This is a genomic window from Accumulibacter sp., assembly GCF_023806565.1.
Taxonomy (GTDB): domain Bacteria; phylum Pseudomonadota; class Gammaproteobacteria; order Burkholderiales; family Rhodocyclaceae; genus Accumulibacter.
In genome coordinates, this window is the sequence record NZ_JAMTDV010000134.1 from 32,935 (window position 1) to 51,787 (window position 18,853).

An 18,853-nucleotide genomic window follows, 5' to 3' on the forward strand; every position below is an offset into this window, starting at 1 on the left:
ACCGGTCGACGAGTGAGCATCCGATCCGACCTTGGCAGTGACCCCGACCGCCAGGCACGACGCGGCCGCAATGGCTCAGTCGCCACGACCGGCGCCACCGCCCCCGAAGCGACCGCCAAGGCCGACGAGCAGGGCGAAGAATCCCCGCCGGGCAGCCCACCAGACGATCGCGGCGATCGATCCGCCACCCGCGCTTGCCTGCACGATTCGTGTGTGCAAATCCTCGCCAAGAAGCGCCTGGATCAGCAGCAGCACGGCAAACGGCAGCATCAGCAGCAGCGCGGCAGCCATGAACCACAATGACCAGTTCCTGACCGCTGCGGGTTCTCCGACGAGCCCCGACCGTCGCCGCTTTTCGAAACTGTCCAGCAGGAGGCCGATGGCGATCAGTACGGTGAACACTACAGACGCACCGACCGCAAGACGCGCCGGATCGGCGTCGATCGACGACAGGGCAGCATAGCTGAGCGCGAGCATGAATGCGAAGTGAAGCAGGCTGCGCAGCGCCAGCAGCAAGGGTCGTGTTGCCCCCGGGAAAAGAAACGCTGCCAGCCCGATGGCCAGCAACAGCGCAAACAGGGGCGCCGGCCACAGCTGTTCGACTTCAGCCGCTGCCAGGCCGATGCCTACGAAAAGTGTGAGGATGAGGAAGAAGAGGACGACCGCGCAAAGGTTGCCGACCGCCCTCGCCCAGCGCAGAACCGGTTGCGAAATGGCGATTTCGCGACCGTTGAGACGCCACAGCAAAGGCAGCGGCAGGGAAATGGCAGCGGCAAGGGCGGCGGCGATTTGCGTTCCCCACAGCGCCCAGGCGGCAGTTCCATACATCGCCGCCAGAATCGGCGCACTGAGCAGCGCGCCCCAGGCTCCCAGGAACAGCGGGAAGATGGCCAGCGGCGAAAACACCACGAGCACGAACGGCAACTTCCACTCGGGATGCGCGTCGAGCGGATTCGTTCTCGGCTTCGTCGCCGGCGCTGGCTCGGGAAGCGTCGCTTCGATCCGCTCGAGGACCCCGCGGAGCGCTTGCGCGACGCGCCTTTCGGCGAGATCGGGAAACACTTCGTCGATCCAGCGCGCGGCAAGCGCATCCGGGATCACCCCCTCGAGCCCGTAAGCGACTTCGATGCGCAGCGCGTTCCTGGCCGGGACCACCAGAATCAGGACGCCGTCGTCACTGCCCCTGCGTCCCAGCTGCCATGCCTCGGCGACGCGCAGGGCGTACTGGGGCAGCGTCTCCTCGCCGGTGCCGGCGGCGATCAGCACGCCGACCTGAGCCTTTCCCGATGCCGCGATTGCCTGCAGCCGCGAGTCGATCTCTTCGTGTTCGTCGGTCGTCAGCAGATTCGTCTGATCGACGAGCAGGGATGTGGCGCGCGGCGGCGGAGCCGGAGTGGCCGCCAGCGCCGCCGTACAGGAAAGCAGCAGCCAGGCGAGAGAGGTGACGAGAAGAGAGCGCAGCGGACGCCTCACGAATCCCCTCCCGCCCGCCGGGAGCCGGAGCCGATGCGCTCGCCGAGGCGGCAGAGCAGGATGTAGAACACCGAAACGAAGGGAATCGCGAGAATGGTCGAGGCGAGCATGCCGCCGAAAACGACAGTGCCGAGCGCCTGCTGGCTCGCCGCGCCGGCGCCGCGCGCGGTGAGCAGCGGCACCACGCCAAGCAGGAAAGCGACCGAAGTCATGAGGATCGGGCGAAATCTGCGCCGCGTTGCCTCGATCGCCGCGTCGGCCGGAGTCATCCCCGCGACCGTCAGCGCGCGCGCGAACTCGACGATGAGAATGGCGTTCTTGGCGGCAAGGGCGGTCATCAGCACAAGGCCGATCTGCGTGTACATATCGACCGGAAAGCGCCGCACGAGCAGCGCGAGGACGATTCCGACGAGTGCCATCGGCACGGTCAGGATCACCGCCGCGGGGTCGATCCAGCTTTCGTACTGCGCTGCGAGCACCAGGAAGACCAGGGTGATGGCCAGCGCGAACAGAAAGTACGACTGCCTGCCCATCAGTTGCTCCTGATAGGCGAGTCCCGTCCATTCGTAGGCCATTCCCGCCGGCAGCGCGCTCGAGGCGAAGCCGTGCATCCGCTCCAGCGCCTCGCCCGAGCTGTATCTTGGCAGCGGGATGCCGATCAGCGCCGCTGCCGGATACAGGTTGTAGCGATAGATCAGCTCGGATCCGAGCGTCGGGTGCAGATCGAGCAGCGCCCCGAGCGGTACCATCTGCCCATCGCGATTGGCCACTGCAAGACTGCGGATGTCCGACAGGCGTCGGCGATACTCCCCGTCGGCCTGCATGCGCACCTGGAAACTCTGATCGAAGCGGTTGAACTGGTTCACGTAGGTCGAGCCGAGGTAGGTCTGCACCGTGTGGAACAGATCGTCGATGGTGACTCCGAGCGTTCTCGCCATGGTCCGGTCGACATCGAGGTAGAGTTGCGGACTGTTCGCGTCGAAGGTGGTGAAGCCGAGCCGGAGGAAACCGGGCTCTTCGCTGGCCCGTGCCAGCAGATCGTTGGTCGCCGCCTGCAACGGGCGGGCACCGAGGCCGCCGCGATCCTCGATCATCATCTGGAAGCCGAAGGCGATTCCCAGGCCCGGAATGGGCGACGGCGGCAGAACGCCGAACGTCGCCTGCGGCAGCGAGCGGAACTTCTGCTGCAGGTCGCCGATGAGCTGCAATTGCGAAAACCCGGGCGGGCGCCTGGCCCAGTCGTCGAAGACGACGAAAGTCGTGACCGCGTTGGCGAGCTTGGCCGAATCGAGCGCCGAATAGCCGCCGATGGTTACCCAGCCCTTGACTCCGGCGGCCCCCCCGAGAACGGCATCGATTCGCTCGGCAAGCTCGCGCACGCGCGGCTGCGCGGCGCCGGGAGGAAGGCGGGCGGTGACGACGCAGTAGCCCTGGTCCTCGAGCGGCATCAATGCCGTCGGATAGACCGCGAAAACGGCAGCAGCGCTGCCGACGACGGCAACAAAGACGCAGGCCATGCGACGCGGCCGTTGCGCGATCCAGCTCACCAACGCAAGGTAACGACCTTCCAGCGCCGCGTAGGCGCGGTTGAAGCCGCGGTAGAAGCGGTTGACGCGCTGCTCCGCCGGCCGCGGCCTGAGGTACAGCGCACACTGCGCCGGCTTCAGCGTCAGCGCATTGAGCGCGCTGAGGATCGCCGTCGCGGCGATGACCAGTGCGAACTGGCGAAACATCTGGCCGGTGATTCCCGGCAGGAACGACGCCGGCAGAAACACCGCCGTCAGCACCAGCGTGACGCCGAGGATCGGCCCGCTCAGCTCGCCCATCGCCCGCACCGCCGCCTCCTTGGGCGACAGACCCTGCTCCAGGTAGCGCGAGGTGTTCTCGACGATCACGATGGCGTCGTCCACGACGATGCCGATCGACAGGATCAGCGCGAACAGCGTCATCAGGTTGACCGTGAAGCCGAGCGCCGCCATCGCCGCAAAGGCGCCGACGATGGTCACCGGTACCGTCGTCGCCGGCACCAGCATCGCACGCGCGTCCTGCAGAAACAGCAGGATCACGATCAGTACCAGCACCCCGGCCTCGAACAGCGTCTCGTAGACGGCGCCGATCGACTGATCGATGAAAACGGTCGTGTCGTAGAGGGAATCGTGTTCGAGGCCGGGCGGAAAGAGCCTGCTCATTTCCGCCATGCGTGCGCGCACCTCGCTCGCCACCTGCAGCGCGTTGGCGCCGGGCAGCGCGAAGACCGCCACGTGCGCCGCCTTCCTGCCATTCAGCCGGGAGAAGACCGAGAACGCCTGCTGCCCCAGTTCGACGCGGGCAACGTCCTTCAGGCGCACCAGCGAAGCGCTCTGCATCGGCTGCGCGGCGGCCGAGCCTGACGGGCTGCGATTCGACGGCGGCTCGCTCCTGAGGATGATGTCCGCGAACTGCGCGACGTCCGACAGCCGCCCGAGCGCGTTGACCGTGAACTGGAAGATCTGGTCCGCCGCCGTCGGCGCGCCGCCGATCTGCCCGGCCACCACCTGCGCGTTCTGACTTTCGATCGCTTTCTGCACCTGCGTGGTGGTCAGTCCGAAGGCCCGCATCTTCCCCGGATCGAGCCAGACGCGCAGGCTATAGGGCGCACCACCGAAGATTTGCACCTGGCCGACGCCCGGCAGCCGGGCGAGCGGGCTGACCAGATGGATCAGCGCGTAGTTGTTCAGGAAGGTTTCGTCGAAGCGATCGTCCGCCGAGTAGAGACTTTCGATGAGCAGAATGTTGGTGCTCACCTTGCGCACGTTCACTCCCTGCGCCCGCACCGCCTGCGGCAGTTGCGGCACGGCGCTGTTTACCGCGTTCTGCACCAGCGCGAGCGAGGTGTCGAGGTCGGTGCCGATGGTGAAGGTCACGGTCAGCGTGTAGCTGCCGTCGCTGCCGCTGGTCGATTGCAGGTAGATCGAATTTTCCAGACCGTTGATCGCCTGCTCGAGCGGAATGCCGATCGTGCTTGCCACCGTTTCCGCATTGGCGCCGGCGTAGTTGGTTGACACCTGGATCGTCGGCGGCACGATCTGGGGATACTGGGCGACCGGCAGGCCGTACAGGCAGACCGCCCCGAGCAGCAGCGTGACGATGGCGATGACGTTGGCCAGAATGGGCCGGTCGATGAAGAATCGGGACATGATCGGGGAGTGCGTTCGCCGACCGCTCGCCTAGCCCGCGTCGGCAATCCGCGTCGGCGCGTCTTCACCCGTCGCGCCCTTGCCCGCCTTGCGGCGCTCGGCAAGAGTTTCGAGGACGACATAGAAGCCGGGAACGAAGGGAACGGCGAGCAAGGTCGAGGCGAGCATGCCGCCGAAGACGACGGTGCCGAGTGCCTGCTGGCTGGCCGCGCCGGCGCCGGTGGCGGTGAGCAGGGGCACGACACCGAGGATGAACGCCAGCGAGGTCATGACGATCGGCCGGAAACGGCGGCGTGCCGCCTCGACCGCCGCGTCCACCACCGGCATGCCTTCGGCGCGAAGCTGCTTGGCAAACTCGACGATCAGGATGGCGTTCTTCGCCGCCAGTGCGATCATCAGGACGAGACCGATCTGCGTGTAAAGATCGACCGGAAAGCCGCGCACGAGCAGGGCGACGACCACCCCCGCCAGCGCCATCGGCACGGTCAGGATCACTGCCGCCGGATCGCTCCAGCTTTCGTATTGTCCCGCCAGCACCAGGAAGACCAGCGCCAGCGACAGCGCGAAGATCAGATACGCCTGATTGCCGATCAGCTTCTCCTGGTAGGCCAGGCCCGTCCAGTCGTAGCCGACGCCCGGCGGCAGATGGGCGACGGCCACTCGCTGCATGGCGGCGAGCGCCTCGCCCGAGCTGAAGCCGGGTACGGCGCTGCCGACCAGCGACGCGGCGGGATAGAGGTTGTAACGGCTGATCAGCTCCGAACCGAGCATGCGACGAACCTTGACCAGCGTGCCGAGCGGCAGCATCTGTCCGCTGCGGTTGGCAACGTAGAGGCCGGCGATGTCCGACAGCCGCCGCCGCTGCTCCGCCTCGCCCTGCATGCGCACCTGGAAGCCCTGATTGAACTTGTTGAACTGGTTCACGTAGGTCGAGCCGAGATAGGTCTGCAGGGTCTGAAATACATCGTCGATCGTCACCCCCAGCGACTCGACCATGGTCCGGTCGATTTCCAGGTAGAGCTGCGGACTGTCGGCGCTGAACGTCGTCGTCACGCCGCGCAGTTCGCCCTGTGCCTGCGCCTGCACGACCACCTGCCGCACCACCTCCTGCAGGGGTCGCAGGCCCAGGCTGGAACGATCCTCGATGACCATCTCGAAACCGCCCGCCTGCCCCAGCCCCGGGATCGGCGGCGGGATGAGGACGGCAAATTCCGCCTTGGGGATGGCGGCGAACCGTTCGCGCAGCATGGCCACCAGCTTCGCCTGCGAGAAGCCGGCGGGGCGCCTGTCCCAGTCCTCGTACATCACGTATTCGGTGACGACGTTGGCAAGCGTCGCCGAGTCGAGCGCCGAGTAGCCGCCGCTGGTCACCCAGCCCTTGACGCCCTCGGTGGTCCGCAGCACGGCGTCGATCTCCGCTGCCAGCTCGCGCACGCGCGGCTGCGCCGCTCCCGGCGGCAGGCGGGCGACGACGATGCAGTACCCCTGATCCTCGACCGGCAGAAACGCCGTCGGCTGCCGCACGAAGCTCACTGCTGCCAGGCCGACGATCGCCAGAAAGAGCCCCAGCATGCCGCGCGGATGCGTCGTCGTCCACCGCACGGCGCCGACGTAGCGCTGCTCGATGGCGGCGTACACCCGGTTGAAACCGCGATACAGGCGGTTCGCCCGGCGCTCGCCTGCCGGTGCCCGCAAATAGAGCGCGCATTGCGCGGGGTTCAGCGTCAGCGCATTGAGCGCGCTGAGGATCGCCGTCGCGGCGATGACCAGTGCGAACTGGCGAAACATCTGGCCGGTGATTCCCGGCAGGAACGACGCCGGCAGAAACACCGCCGTCAGCACCAGCGTGACGCCGAGGATCGGCCCGCTCAGCTCGCCCATCGCCCGCACCGCCGCCTCCTTGGGCGACAGACCCTGCTCCAGGTAGCGCGAGGTGTTCTCGACGATCACGATGGCGTCGTCCACGACGATGCCGATCGACAGGATCAGCGCGAACAGCGTCATCAGGTTGACCGTGAAGCCGAGCGCCGCCATCGCCGCAAAGGCGCCGACGATGGTCACCGGTACCGTCGTCGCCGGCACCAGCATCGCACGCGCGTCCTGCAGAAACAGCAGGATCACGATCAGTACCAGCACCCCGGCCTCGAACAGCGCCAGATAGACGCCATGGATCGAATCGCCGATGAACGCCGAGCTGTCGAGCAGCGCCGTGTATTGGAGACCCGGAGGAAATTGCTCGCGCAGTTGCGCCATCGAGCGGCGCACCTCGTCCGCCACCCTGAGAGCGTTCGCCCCGGGCAGCGTGAAGACGTTGATCTGCGCCGCTTTCCTTCCGCTCAAGCCGGAAAAGGTGGCGAAGGTCTGCTGGCTCAGTTCGACCCGCGCCACGTCCCGGAGCCGGACGATCGCCGCCGTCTCGCCGACCGGCGTCGGTGCCTTGACTTGCGCACCCTGCGTCGCTGGCGGCCTGCTCTTGACGATGATGTTCTCGAACTGGGCGACGTCGGAGAGTCGGCCGAGCGTCAGCACCGTGAACTGGAAGAGCTGATCGGACGGCACCGGCGCCGCGCCGAGTTGCCCACCGGCAACCTGGACGTTCTGGTTCTGGATCGCTTTCTGCACGTCGAGAACGGTGAGGCCGTAGGACTGGAGCCTTGCCGGATCGAGCCAGATGCGCATGCTGTACGGCCCGGCGCCGAGGATCTGCACCTGCCCGACGCCGGGCAGGCGGGCCAGCGGACTCTGCAGGTGGATGATCGCGTAATTGCTGAGGAAGGTCTCGTCGAAACGGTCGTCTTCGGAGTACAGGCTGCCGATCAGGAGAACGTTGGTGCTCACCTTCTGCACGCTCACCCCCTGCGTCTGCACCTCCTGCGGCAACTGTGAAAGCGCGCTGTTGACCGCATTCTGCACCAGCGCAACAGCCGTGTTCAGGTTGCTGCCGACGGCGAAGGTCAGGGTCAGCGTGTAATTGCCGTCGCTGCCGCTGGTCGATTGCATGGCGATCGAATTCTCGACGCCATTGACCGCCTGTTCGATCGGTATGCCGACGGTGCTCGCCACCACTTCGGCGCTGGCGCCGGGATAGCTGGTCGTCACCTGGATCGTTGGCGGAACGATCTGCGGATACTGCGCCACCGGCAGGGTGAACAGGCAGACCAGCCCGAGTACGGTAGTGACGATCGCGATGACGTTGGCGAGAATCGGCCGTTCGACGAAGAAGCGGGACATGCCGGCCTCGTGGCGATTCAGCTGCCGGCTTTGTCCGGCGCCGCGGGCGCAACGCCCGCGACCGGCTGCGGATTCACTTCCCGCCCGGGAACGGCCTGCAGGAGACCTTCGACGATCACCGCATCGTCGGCCTGCAGGCCCTCGCTGATCACCAGGCGGTCGCCGACCTGCAGGCCGGTCTTCACGCCACGGCGCTCGACGATGTTCTTCGCGTTGACCACCAGCACGTACTCGCCCTGCTGGTCGAAGCGTACAGCGTCGCCCGGGACCAGCAGCGCATCGGTCCTGGCGAGCGCGGAAATCCGCACGCGCGCGAAAAGGCCGGGGAGCACTGCCGCGTCGCGGTTCGGAAAGATGGCGCGCACCTGCAGGGTGCCGGTAGTCGGGGTGATGCCGATCGAAGCGAAGTCGAGATGGCCCTGGTGCGGATAGCCGTCTTCGCTGAGCATGCCGAAAGTCGCCGGCACGCCGCCGCCGGTGATCGTGCCCCGGGGCAGCGCCTTGTGCCGCTCGAGCAGACGCAGCAGCTCGCGCTGGTCGATCGTGAAATAGACGTAGATCGGGTCGATCTGGTTGATTTCGGCGAGAGCCGATGGCTGCCCGATACCGCCGACGAGATTGCCCGGATCGATCAGGTGGCGGCCGATGCGTCCGCTGATCGGGGCCCGGACCAGCGTGTAGCCCAGATTGAGTTGCGCCAGCTCGACCTGTGCCTGCGCCGCGATCAGCCGGGCCGCGGCCTGTTCCTTCTCGGTCCGCCAGTGATCGACCTGTGTCTCGGTCGCTGCGTCTTCCTTGACCAGTCCCGCATACCGCCGCAGTTCGGTGCTCGCGTGCCAGAGCGCGGCTTTCTGCACCGCCACCTGCGCCTGCGCCTGCCGGAGCTGCGCCTGGTACTGAGCCTGCTGGATGGTAAACAGCAGATCACCCTTCCTGACCTGCTGACCATCGGTGAAGTGAACCTTTTCGAGATAGCCCTCGACGCGCGCCACCACCGAAACCGTCTGGGTGGCTGCCGTGTTGCCGGTGAAGTCGAGGTAGTTGGCAACGCTCTCGGCAAGCGGCCTTGTGACGGTGACCACCGGCGGCGGCGCTACGGCCGCCTCCTTCGCCTGTCTGCAGCCAGGAAACGCCAGGGTCGCCATCACCGCGACAAGCGCAGCGAACAGCGTACTGCCGCGACACGAAGTCGATCGCTTCATTTCCCCCTTCTCCCTGCGCTTCATCGAGCGTACCCGCTCACCACTCGGGTGACCGGAGCAGCGGCCGCACGTCGTCCGGCGCTGGCAGATCGGCCGGTTGCGACACCGCATCGGGCGCCAGCAGCGTGCCCCAGTCGGTCCGCTTCGCCATTTCCGCGCGTGTCGCCGCCGGCACCAGATCCCGGCCGCGCCGCACTTCCCAGCCGCCCCCCAGCGCCCGATATGCCTTGATCAGGCCGAGCGGAATGTTGCCCTGCGCGATCGCCAGACTGTTCTGCGCCTTGTAGAGGTTCTCCTCGGCATTCAGCACGGTGGTGAAGTCCGCCGTGCCCTCCTTGTACTGCAGCAGGGCGATATCGAGCGCACCGATTGCCGCCCGGACGCTTCTCTGCAAAAAGACCGCCTCGTCGCGCGACTGACCGAATTCGCTGATTCCGTTCTCGACTTCCTGTTGCGCCTTCAACACCGTGTTCTGGTAGTCGACCAGCGACGCCTGGAAGCGCGCGTCCTGCGCCCGCACATTGTTGGTGATCTGACCGTAGTTGAGGACGTTCCACTGCACTGCAGGGCCGGCCGCGATCGTCAGGCTGCCGGCGCCCAGGCTGTGCTGGCCGATGCTGGAACTCACCGTGCCGATCGTGCCGAGCAGCGAGAAAGCGGGAAAGAGATCCCCCTTGGCCAGCCCGATCTGCGCCGACTGCGCTGCCGCCCGGAGTTCCGCCTTGCGCACGTCGGGGCGACGGCGCAAGAGATCGGCGGGAATGCCCACGGCCAGCGTTTCGGGAGCCACGGGAATGCCCGATGCGCCGGCGAGCAGACGGTCGAGCGGCGCAGGCGGCATGCCGAGCAGCACGCAAAGCGCGTCGGTCGCGCGCCGGCGTTCGATGTTGAGCTGCGGAATTGCCGCTTCGGTCGCACCGAGCACGTTCTCCGCCTGATACACGTCACGCTTGCTGACCACCCCTCCGCGGAAGCGCGCGCTGGCAATCGCCAGGGCCTGCCGCTGGCGGACGACGTTCTCGCGCGCAATTGCGAGTTGCTGGTCGAGGGTGCGGATCCTGACGTAGGTACTCGCCACGTCGCCGGTCAGCGTGACCAGTACGTCGTCATAGGCCGCGACCGACGCCAGGAAGGCGCTGCCCGCCGACTCGATCCCGCGCCGGATTTTTCCCCATAGGTCGAGTTCCCATCCCACCTGCGCGCCGAAGGCCGCCTGCCAGAACGTGTTGTCGACGACCGCGTAGGGCAGCGAGGTCGGTAGCCGGTTGTAGCTCGCCGACGCGTTCAGTTGCTGCTGCTGCGGATAGAACTCACCGATGGCGACGCCCAGTTGCGCGCGCGCCTCGAGCACGCGGATGCCGGCTGCCAGCAGCGAGAGGTTCTGCTCGTAGGCGAGTTCGATCAGCCGCGAGAGGACCGGATCGTTGAGCGCCGACCACCATTCGCGATCGGGCTCGCGGCCCGAATCGACCTTCGCCGTGCCGTCCTCGATCCAGCTTTCGGCGAGCTGCACTGGCGGACGCTGGTAATCCGGACCGAGCATGCAGCCGGATGCCAGCAGCGTCGAGACACAGGCCAACCAAACCCGATCCCGCAGGCGAGCGGCACTCGCGCCACGCCGCGGAGCATCGCCTGCGGATTGCGCTGCGCTTCGACCGATCGCCATGCGCCGGCGACCTGCCCTACTTCCCGCCGCTCGCCGGAAACGTCTCGGCGATCATCTGCAGCGCCAGCGCGCCGTCCTGCGTGACCACATCAGCATAATTGTCTCCGGCCACCACCTCGAAATCACCGGATGCCATCACCGAGTGCGCCGAAGCGACCGCTCCGGCAGCGATGTTGACCAGGCCGCCCAGACCACCCTGCAACAGCCCGCCTGCCGCCCGCGATGCCCCTCCGGCCGCCCGCTTGGCCGTCTGCCCGGAACTCGCCTCGACCGGATTGGCCGCATCCGCCAGGCGATGTGGCAGCACCACCGAGTTCGCCAGCGCATAGGTCTTGAACAGGCCGCCGGGCTGGAAGACCTGCACGAAGGTGCCGCCCGGGCTCAGCATGTTCTGCGGCTTGCTGTCGATGTCCGGATTGAACCAGCCGGATTCCTCGAAACGCGCAAAATTCAACTTCATGCGCAAGTGGATCACGTTCGCCTGCAGGGTATCCGCGGCGCGCGGGCCCGGCCCCATGCCGGCGCCGTAGCGCGAAAACACGTCCGGTGGCGTATCCTTCGCCGTAACGATCACGCTCGCGTTCTCGACTTCCTTTTCGGTCGGCGTGATGACGAGGTCGATCGCCGTTCCGCGCTCGTGGTGCACCGGGGGCTGGTTGGCCTTCTGCAGCGCTTCCTTGTAATCCGTCTGCGCGAGCACACTGGTCGGCAGCACTTCGTAACCCCGCGCCTGCAGGATCGTGACGAACGCATCGTGCAGCCTGTCGGTCACCGCCTGCATCTGCGCGTCGCTCACGCCCTTCAGCGTGTAGGTGACGTCCGTCGTCGATGCCAGACCCGCGCCCGCTCCCTGGCCCCGATTGATCGCCTGCTGCTCGGTCGCGAATTCCACCTGGAAGCCAGCCACCACGACCTTCCGGAGACCGTTGGCCGGTGGTTCGGGGGCCGGCGAAAACGCACCGGGTCGTGTGAAAGCGTCCTTGTACACCGCGGCCTTGTCCGAAGTGTCGGTCAGTTCGACCCGCTTCGGACCACCGTCCACCAGCTTGCTGAGCAGACCGGCCCGGGCATGTGGCGGATGTGCCAGCAGCACTGCCGTAGCCAAGGCAATGAACGAAATTCCGATCCGTCGCGTGTTGCTCACCTTTCCCCCCTTTGGAAATCATGTCGAAGACCGAGAGGATAAATCACTGAGACGAACAACGCTCAACTACGTGCCCTCGTCCTTCCTGTGGCAAGACTGCTCCGATAGCCGTCGCGGCGGCGAGACGATCAGCGCGAACCACGGTGAAGAAGAGTTCTGCCGTGAATACTGTCGCCGTGAGCGTTCCACGAATTGCGGCAAATGAATTGCACTGATCGCCGCATGGATCAGCCTTTGCCGAGACCTGGCAAGTCCGGAAGAATTGTTCAGAACGCCGGCAATGAAACTTGCCGCGGTGACCGTCGATGAATCGCAAATCGATCGGACACCGTTCAGCTTCCGGTGGTGCGGGTGGAGAGCATCGATCCGGCCGGTTTCAGCGCATCACGGGTAGCGCCGGACTGCTGCTTCGGCGACGCGCCCGACATCATCGACGTCGACAATATGACGCCCGCAGCCGGCGGCAACGAGTTCATCGGCGCCGTGCGCGGTCATGCCGGTATTTCGAAGTGCCGGCGATCACGATCACTGCCAGCGACCAGAGGGGAAGTCGGCTACGCGGCGCTCGATGCAGGCGCCACCGACTCCCGGACCAAACCGGTCGACAAGCGGGAAGTCGTCGCCCCCATCCGCAAGATGACCCCGTTGCGCCACGGCCAGAAGCCGCTCGCCGGCCGTGCTGCCCTCCTCGCCGAGGAAGGCACAGCCGCGTCCGAAACCACCGTCGAACGGGAGCACGAGACCATTTTCCGACTCGCCAAGGCTGCCGGGTAGCGCCAGTGAGACACTGGTGGTCATATCCTGCGCATGGCCCATTTTTGCCGACTCACTGGTGAACAGTTCGGCCTGAGCGCGGGCAATCGGTCCATGCTGCTCAAAGCCGAGCTTCCCGTCCCTGGTGTTGCTCGTATTCCGTGCGGACTCCAGGCTCTTGCGAAGAGCACGAAGCTCGATGAAATGCTTCCCGTCCTGCTGCACAAGGAGGTCGAGACGACGCTACTCGACGTTCCCGATGCCATTCTCAATCTCAAGAAACGGGCCGGACAGACCCAGGGGCTCGGCCCGATCTCGGAACACCCGGATCTGGCCGCCGCTTTTCCGAAGGACGCGGCGGAACCGCGCAAGGCCTTCGACGAGTATCTGGTCAGGATCAAGGCGGACGGAACTTGCGACCGGCTCGTCGACGAGTATTGCCCCGGTATTCGCCGATGCTTCCCCGAATTCTTCGTCGGCGAAAGGTGCGTCCGGCGGGCACCGGAACGCGTCCAGACGTCACCACCAATCATGTCCCGTCGCTGGGTGTTGCGCTGACTGCTGCTCCTGGCAATGGGCTTCACTGCCTACACGATTGTCGTGCGCTGGCACCTCTGCGGTCCCGATGCAGCGCTCCACGAGCGGAACGACGAAAGGCTCTTGGCGGAGTCGCGCGATCGCGCGACGGCCATCGGCGATTGCTTCCTAGGGCGGCGAAATCAGGCGGTCGAACTGGCCGAGAGGCATGACATCGACGGCTTTCTCCTCACCCGGGATCTCGGCATGTCCAAGCAGTATGGACTGTTCGCCAGTATCCGTTCCAGTGATCAGAACTTTGTTCTTGAACGGGAACACCGGACAATGCGGGACATGGCCCTGTAAAGCGAAGTCGCGTATTTCGTCGGTCTGATCCTGAGGTCATTGATCGCCGTGATGGAGCCACCGATCGGAAAAAGGGCCGGCGAACTCGCGTTCGCCGGAACGAGTGCCGAACTGGGTCACGATCGCCGCGTCATGGCCAGCTACATTGGGCTGGTAGTCGGCGCTGACGCGCGCCAAGTGGCTGAAGAAGGCGCCAGCTGCGGCGTCAAGTCCGCCCAGCCTTCCTCTTCCGATGGGGAAGAGCATTCGGCTCGCCACGGGTCGCCGTCTGCCAACTCACACAGATCGAGTTGCCAGCGGCTCATCGCCCGCGAAACGAGAACGGCCTCACCGCCATTGAGACACTGGTCGGCGGCAACGATGTCGAGGATCGCTCGCAGTGTCTGCTTTTGCAGCGCAGGCGAACGCACGTCGGAGAGCAGACCGTCGATGGCTTCGCTGTCGAGTTCGATCTGGCCAACGTTCGGCGCACGTGCCGTGAGCAGCACGTCGTCGCAGAATTCGTGCAACACCCGATCGAATGTGTCGTCGCCAATTTGCAGCCGCTCGAGAATCTCGTTCCGTTCGAGGGTTCGCAGTTCGCTGTTGTCCAGTCCACCGTCTGCAAGCAAGGCGAGGGAGACAACCCGAGCAACGGCTTCAACGCTGTCCGAGGGGTAGTGACGCATGGGATTCTCCTGTTCGGTTGGGTCATCAGATGTCGGCCTTCCAGCGCGACGCCGCTATTGTCTCGGCGGCACTGAATAATGTCTAATGAGAAATAATGTTCGATACTATTTGCTATAGCTTATAAATGCCGCGACGCCGCCTGACTTTTCGCCAGATCGAAGCTTTTGCCGCGGTCGCCGCACACCGGAGCTTCACGAAAGCGGCGGCAGCGCTGCACCTGACGCAGCCGGCGGTCTCGCTGCAGATCAAGCAGATCGTCGACACGCTGGGACTGCCGCTCTTCGTGCAGGAAGGCCGCGAGCTGACACTGACGGACGCCGGCGAAGAAATGCTGAAGACCGTACGCCAACTCGACGACGTCTGGAATCGCTTCGAGTCGGCGATCGCCGACCTCAAGGGCTTGCAGCGCGGCCGTCTGCGATTGGCGCTGGTGACCACCGCGAGGCACTTCCTGCCGCGCATGCTCGGCGCCTTCTGCCAGCGCTTCCCGGCGATCGACGTCGAGATGGAAATTGGCGACCGAGACCGCATCGTTTCGCGCCTGCGCAGCAACCTCGACGACCTGTACATCATGATCTATCCGCCGGAGGACGTCGATGTCGTCAGCCACCCTTTTCTTGACAACGAGATCGTCATCGTCGCCGCCGCTGGTCATTGGGCCTCTGGCCGCCCGGTGGAGCTCGCGGCGTTGGCGCAAGAGCGGTTCATCCTGCGCGAATCGGGTTCCGGCTCCCGGCGCACACTCGACACCCATCTGGCGCAGATGGGTCTGAAGCTCGACGTCAAGCTGACGGTCAATAGCAACGAAGCAATCTGCGACCTCGTCGCCAGCGGCATGGGCCTGACGGTCGTGTCGCGCTTCGCCTTGCCGCCCGACCCGGCCGCTGCCGGCCTCTGCCTGCTCGACGTCGCCGGTTTCCCGCTGCGCCGGCCGTGGCGGGTCGTACATCTGAGAAGCAAGATCCTCTCCCTGCCGGCACAGGCATTTGTCGACTACCTGCTACACGGGAGGCAGGCGGACGCACCGCTTGCAGCTGCCGACGGATTCCGAGCGGAAACCAACAGTCCCTGACCAGCGGATCGGAACCGCCGCCGACTCAGGCGTGTGCCCACCCACGCAAACGCGGACCCGACCGAAGTGCCCGCGGAAATCGTGGCCGCCTGGGCCGCTGGCTAGCAAATCAGCGAACAGCGGCCAATCCGCGTTCATCGTTCTTCGACACCAACTCCCCCGCGGCGTCATCCGCCAACCGGAAGAAGTGGCCACGCTCCAGTATCCATCGACATTTGTCCATCGACAATTGCATAGCTCGGAAGGAAGCTGATTCCTCCACCGGCTTACCTGGTCTCCCTCCGGGTCTGAGCTCGCGCCGCTGCCCGGTGATCCTTTCGACACTGTCGAGGAAGCGCGATCCGCCGAGCAGCGGCCCCTGGTTCAGCGCCATTCGGAGATCCGCGATCGGCCCCGTACCGTGCCTTGTCCGTAGCCCCGAGTCCGAGACGGGATCAGCGCGCATTGAAGGACACCGGTAGCGTAGAGCCGGCATGTCGCGTTGCCTCAGTGGTGCCGCTTCGAACGAGATCCGATCGCTGCACCCGGAAAGCACTCCCGGTCCGTTGATTGACGGGAAGCATTCCGCCCCAGCCGCACCCTACCCCGCCTTTTGTTCCCGCCGCCACGCCGCCGGAGGCTTGCCGGTCAGGCGCTTGAAGGCACGCGAAAAGGCAGCTTCGGAATCGTAGCCGGTTTCCTGAGCGATGGTCGCGACGGTGGCGTTGCTCTCGCGCAGCGGGTCGGCGCCCAGTTGCATGCGCCAGTTGCTCAGGTAATGCATCGGCGGCATGCCGACAGTTCGACGAAGCGTGCGTGCAGCGCCGAGCGCGACAGGCCAACCTCGCGACCAAGGTCGTCCGCGGTCCATGGCTCAGCCGGCCGCTCGTGCAGGCGAGCGATCGCGCGGCCCACGTAACGGTCGCGTAACGCGGCCAGCCAGCCGCTGCCACCCTCCTCGGGCAGCGACTCCAGATGGCGGCGGGCTCGATTCCCTGGTTGCGGCTCGCCACGCACGACAGCGGTCCGCCGGGACGCTTCTCCGCCGTCACCCGCATCCAACGCGTGAACACCGCGGGAGGTACCGCGCCCGCATCAGGTTGCGACCCAGGCAACACCGGCGCCACCGCCCGCGTGCCCTACAGTGCCGACTACTACCTCTATGCGCGGCACTGAGCCGCGCGTCAGTCATCTCCCTCATTCCCGAACGGACTTCCCATGTTCAACCGCACACGCACTTGCCATTCGCTCGCGAGCCTGCTCGTCGCCGCCACGGCGCCTTTAGCTGGCGCTGACGTGATCACTGACTGGAACACCCGTGCCAACGAATTCATCGTGGAGGCGAAAATGGGCACGCCGCCTGCGGTGCGCCTGATGGCCATGGTGCAGACCGCCGTGGATGAATCGGTGGGCGAGATCACCCGCGTCTCGACGACCGGAGTGAAGGCCGGCGAACCGTTGCCCAACGCCGACGCCGCCGTGGCCGCCGCCCGCGACGCCGGCATCGCCATCGGCGAACGGCCCGCCGCGGCGGTGCTTGCCGCGCGCGCCACCGACGGCGCCGCCGCACCGGAATCGTATCGCCCGCACACCACACCCGGCGCCTACGTGCCGACAGTGATTCCCGCCGTGCCCCAGTGGGCCTCGCGCAAGGCCTGGCTGATCGACAGCCCGGCGCGCTTCCGTCCCGGGCCGCCCCCAGCCACCTACAGCGACTTGTGGGCGCGCGACTTCAACGAGGTCAAGACTCTGGGCGGACGCAACAGCACGGCGCGCAGCGCCGAGCAGACCGAGATCGCGCGCTTCTGGGAGTTGTCGCTGCCGGCGATCTATCATCGACTGCTGCGCTCGGTGGCCGACGTACCGGGGCGAGACCTAACCACCAATGCGCGCCTCTACGCGGTGGTCGCGCAGGCGATGGACGATGCGCTGATCAGTGTCATGGACGCCAAGTACCACTACAACTTCTGGCGCCCAATCACCGCCGGGCGCAACGGCGATATCGACGGCCACGACGGCACCGAACGCGACCCGGCCTGGAGGCCGCTGATCGACACACCGTCACATCCCGAGTACGCATGCGCCCACTGCATCCTCGCCGCCGCCGTTGGCACGATGCTGAAGGAGCAGTTGGACGTCTTGCCCGGCGTGGTACTGTCTACCTCCAGCCCCACTGCCAGAGACACCACGCGGCGTTGGCACAGCGTCGAGGACCCGATGCGGGAAGTGGCCAATGCCCGCATCTACGATGGCGTGCATTATCGCAACTCCACCGAGAGGGGCCTGGACATGGGCCGGCGTATCGGCGAGCCGGCGGCGGCACGGTTGCAGCAAGCGGCCGAGTGACACACGAGCGCGCGCCGCCCCTGTCCCCGTCAAGAACAAAGTCGTGACGCGCGAAACCCTGGAAGGCGATTGTGGGGTTGTCGGCGCCGGTGGTATGGCGTTCGCGGATACGCCGCTCACCGGTACCGAAGCCCGCATGATCTTCGAAGCGCTGCGGCGGGACGACTTGCTCATCACGTGGCCCAAACCTCGGCGAAACTCGAACCCGGGTTAGTCCGGGGAACGGTGGCAGGCGCTTCCCGACCAACTCACCCTGCGCCAACCCAAGGTCACGTTCACCGCGCCGGGGATGCGTTCCGAATCCCTTTATCGGGTCACGCGATGGATGCACGCGTCGCGCCTACACCGCGGCGGATTTCGCGGACCCCTACCGCCAGCGATGGGATGTCGACCGGTCTTTCCACGACATCAAGACGACGATGGGCAGGAATGAGTTGTGCCGCCGATCGGCGGAAATGGTCGAGGCGGGCGACGTGGCAGAGCAGGCGCCACACCGCTTGTGTTTCAAGGGCACCATTCAGGATTTGCGTGAGGGAGAATCTCCGCTCGGCCAAACCACGAGCCCGGCGAACAGCGCCGTCCGCTGACGAAACGAAAAGATCGTACGCTCGCTCCGCCTCACCGAGCGCCGCTAGCCGACCATGGATACAGGCGCGGAATCAGAACGGTCAGAGTGCTTGCAATCACCACCGCCAGAGCAGAGCCCGCGATAAACAGCGTCCATGAGCCCGGCTTCAAGGCGCCCAAGGCGATGATCAGTGTGAGCGCAGGTAGATCGAGGAAATGCGTGAATGAGGGGACGAGCTTTCCGCGTTCGTGCTCGAGCTCGGGCGTGAATCGCCCCTCGGCAAGGGCGCGCTGAGTCATTCGGCGCAGCCGCATGAAGTAAAGCCGCGTGATCGTGTTGCCCTCGATGAACTCGGCGAGGAACAGGACGACCATGCCGGCCAGCCAAGGGATGTCGAGGAAGGCCCAGCCGCCGTAAAAATTGGTGATCATCCATACACCGGAGGCAAGAAGCAGCAAAGCCCCCGGCACGACCAGGCCGTCGTAGCAGACGGCGATGTTGCGCACCGCTTCGGCAAAAGGGAGCAGTTCCCGTAATTGTCGCGAACGGAGATCGGCCATCCAGACGGCCACCAGACCGGCCCCCATCAGAATGGCTCCCAGGAGGTGGAGGAATTTGAGCAGGTTATAGATCAAGTCGACTACTCGGTCCGTGCATGCGTTCGCAAGCAGAGCCGGCCGCGGGTTGTGGGC

15 protein-coding genes and 1 pseudogene are annotated in these 18,853 nt (G+C 65.8%); 6 read left to right on the forward strand and 10 right to left on the reverse strand.

The genetic code is table 11. From position 1 onward, the window contains the following. Positions 1 to 75 precede the first annotated feature (75 nt). The 6 genes from NFV80_RS16350 to NFV80_RS16375 all read right to left on the reverse strand — a co-directional run bounded on the left by NFV80_RS16350 (position 76) and on the right by NFV80_RS16375 (position 11,892). Positions 76 to 1,473 (reverse strand): TPM domain-containing protein, encoded by a 1,398-nt coding sequence (locus NFV80_RS16350; RefSeq protein ID WP_295331325.1) that lies wholly within the window; start codon positions 1,471 to 1,473, stop codon positions 76 to 78. Beyond that, complete coding sequence (locus NFV80_RS16355) at positions 1,470 to 4,649, reverse strand: efflux RND transporter permease subunit (RefSeq protein ID WP_366143445.1); 3,180 nt, start codon at positions 4,647 to 4,649, stop codon at positions 1,470 to 1,472. Before NFV80_RS16355 ends, NFV80_RS16350 begins: the two co-directional genes overlap by 4 nt. Positions 4,650 to 4,679: 30 nt before the next feature. After that, on the reverse strand, positions 4,680 to 7,880 hold the full coding sequence (locus NFV80_RS16360; RefSeq protein ID WP_295331326.1) for an efflux RND transporter permease subunit: 3,201 nt from the start codon (positions 7,878 to 7,880) through the stop codon (positions 4,680 to 4,682). Between the two features lie 17 nt (positions 7,881 to 7,897). Then, complete coding sequence (locus tag NFV80_RS16365) at positions 7,898 to 9,082, reverse strand: efflux RND transporter periplasmic adaptor subunit (protein WP_295331327.1); 1,185 nt, start codon at positions 9,080 to 9,082, stop codon at positions 7,898 to 7,900. A 37-nt stretch (positions 9,083 to 9,119) separates the two neighbouring features. After that, on the reverse strand, positions 9,120 to 10,661 hold the full coding sequence (locus tag NFV80_RS16370) for an efflux transporter outer membrane subunit (protein WP_295331328.1): 1,542 nt from the start codon (positions 10,659 to 10,661) through the stop codon (positions 9,120 to 9,122). Between the two features lie 103 nt (positions 10,662 to 10,764). Beyond that, positions 10,765 to 11,892, reverse strand: a complete 1,128-nt coding sequence (locus NFV80_RS16375; RefSeq protein ID WP_295331329.1) for a hypothetical protein — start codon at positions 11,890 to 11,892, stop codon at positions 10,765 to 10,767. 351 nt (positions 11,893 to 12,243) lie between these two features. On the opposite strand from NFV80_RS16375, the gene NFV80_RS16380 reads away from it, so the two are divergent. The 3 genes from NFV80_RS16380 to NFV80_RS16390 all read left to right on the forward strand — a co-directional run bounded on the left by NFV80_RS16380 (position 12,244) and on the right by NFV80_RS16390 (position 13,527). Then, positions 12,244 to 12,666, forward strand: a complete 423-nt coding sequence (locus NFV80_RS16380) for a hypothetical protein (protein ID WP_295331331.1) — start codon at positions 12,244 to 12,246, stop codon at positions 12,664 to 12,666. A gap of 183 nt (positions 12,667 to 12,849) precedes the next feature. Next, positions 12,850 to 13,203 (forward strand): hypothetical protein, encoded by a 354-nt coding sequence (locus NFV80_RS16385; RefSeq protein ID WP_366143446.1) that lies wholly within the window; start codon positions 12,850 to 12,852, stop codon positions 13,201 to 13,203. A gap of 15 nt (positions 13,204 to 13,218) precedes the next feature. After that, on the forward strand, positions 13,219 to 13,527 hold the full coding sequence (locus NFV80_RS16390; RefSeq protein WP_296759372.1) for a hypothetical protein: 309 nt from the start codon (positions 13,219 to 13,221) through the stop codon (positions 13,525 to 13,527). 140 nt (positions 13,528 to 13,667) lie between these two features. On the opposite strand, the gene NFV80_RS16395 is transcribed toward NFV80_RS16390, so the two are convergent. Further along, a complete protein-coding gene (locus NFV80_RS16395) occupies positions 13,668 to 14,195 on the reverse strand; it encodes a hypothetical protein (RefSeq protein ID WP_295331335.1) in 528 nt (175 codons plus the stop codon). 125 nt (positions 14,196 to 14,320) lie between these two features. On the opposite strand from NFV80_RS16395, the gene NFV80_RS16400 reads away from it, so the two are divergent. Beyond that, the gene (locus NFV80_RS16400; protein ID WP_296759375.1) at positions 14,321 to 15,268 is read left to right on the forward strand and encodes a LysR substrate-binding domain-containing protein; all 948 of its coding nucleotides are present in this window, start codon (positions 14,321 to 14,323) and stop codon (positions 15,266 to 15,268) included. A 109-nt stretch (positions 15,269 to 15,377) separates the two neighbouring features. Here the strand turns inward: NFV80_RS16400 and NFV80_RS16405 are convergent, their stop codons facing one another. Together NFV80_RS16405 and NFV80_RS16410 are read right to left on the reverse strand one after the other, a co-directional pair. After that, positions 15,378 to 15,641: a hypothetical protein gene (locus NFV80_RS16405; protein WP_295331339.1), complete on the reverse strand. Its 264-nt coding sequence runs from the start codon at positions 15,639 to 15,641 to the stop codon at positions 15,378 to 15,380. 207 nt (positions 15,642 to 15,848) lie between these two features. Beyond that, positions 15,849 to 16,234 (reverse strand): annotated as a pseudogene (locus tag NFV80_RS16410) (AraC family transcriptional regulator); the annotation flags it as partial. Between NFV80_RS16410 and NFV80_RS16415 the strand changes: the two are divergent. Both NFV80_RS16415 and NFV80_RS16420 read left to right on the forward strand, forming a co-directional pair. Continuing rightward, positions 16,223 to 16,423: a DUF3455 domain-containing protein gene (locus NFV80_RS16415; protein ID WP_295331341.1), complete on the forward strand. Its 201-nt coding sequence runs from the start codon at positions 16,223 to 16,225 to the stop codon at positions 16,421 to 16,423. The pseudogene NFV80_RS16410 and the gene NFV80_RS16415 overlap by 12 nt on opposite strands. Before the next feature lie 42 nt (positions 16,424 to 16,465). Next, complete coding sequence (locus NFV80_RS16420) at positions 16,466 to 17,593, forward strand: vanadium-dependent haloperoxidase (RefSeq protein WP_296759378.1); 1,128 nt, start codon at positions 16,466 to 16,468, stop codon at positions 17,591 to 17,593. 618 nt (positions 17,594 to 18,211) lie between these two features. On the opposite strand, the gene NFV80_RS16425 is transcribed toward NFV80_RS16420, so the two are convergent. Further along, complete coding sequence (locus tag NFV80_RS16425) at positions 18,212 to 18,796, reverse strand: DUF2269 family protein (RefSeq protein WP_295331344.1); 585 nt, start codon at positions 18,794 to 18,796, stop codon at positions 18,212 to 18,214. Positions 18,797 to 18,853: the final 57 nt, after the last annotated feature.

Bases quoted from the DNA above. Each gene is read 5' to 3' on its own strand.
- NFV80_RS16355 (WP_366143445.1), bottom strand. From the start codon at position 4,649: ATGTCCCGATTCTTCATCGACCGGCCCATTCTGGCCAACGTCATCGCC.
- NFV80_RS16360 (WP_295331326.1), bottom strand. From the start codon at position 7,880: ATGTCCCGCTTCTTCGTCGAACGGCCGATTCTCGCCAACGTCATCGCG.
- NFV80_RS16365 (WP_295331327.1), bottom strand. From the start codon at position 9,082: ATGAAGCGATCGACTTCGTGTCGCGGCAGTACGCTGTTCGCTGCGCTT.
- NFV80_RS16385 (WP_366143446.1), top strand. From the start codon at position 12,850: ATGCTTCCCGTCCTGCTGCACAAGGAGGTCGAGACGACGCTACTCGAC.
- NFV80_RS16390 (WP_296759372.1), top strand. From the start codon at position 13,219: ATGGGCTTCACTGCCTACACGATTGTCGTGCGCTGGCACCTCTGCGGT.
- NFV80_RS16395 (WP_295331335.1), bottom strand. From the start codon at position 14,195: ATGCGTCACTACCCCTCGGACAGCGTTGAAGCCGTTGCTCGGGTTGTC.
- NFV80_RS16400 (WP_296759375.1), top strand. From the start codon at position 14,321: ATGCCGCGACGCCGCCTGACTTTTCGCCAGATCGAAGCTTTTGCCGCG.
- NFV80_RS16405 (WP_295331339.1), bottom strand. From the start codon at position 15,641: ATGGCGCTGAACCAGGGGCCGCTGCTCGGCGGATCGCGCTTCCTCGAC.
- NFV80_RS16415 (WP_295331341.1), top strand. From the start codon at position 16,223: ATGGCGGCGGGCTCGATTCCCTGGTTGCGGCTCGCCACGCACGACAGC.
- NFV80_RS16420 (WP_296759378.1), top strand. From the start codon at position 16,466: ATGTTCAACCGCACACGCACTTGCCATTCGCTCGCGAGCCTGCTCGTC.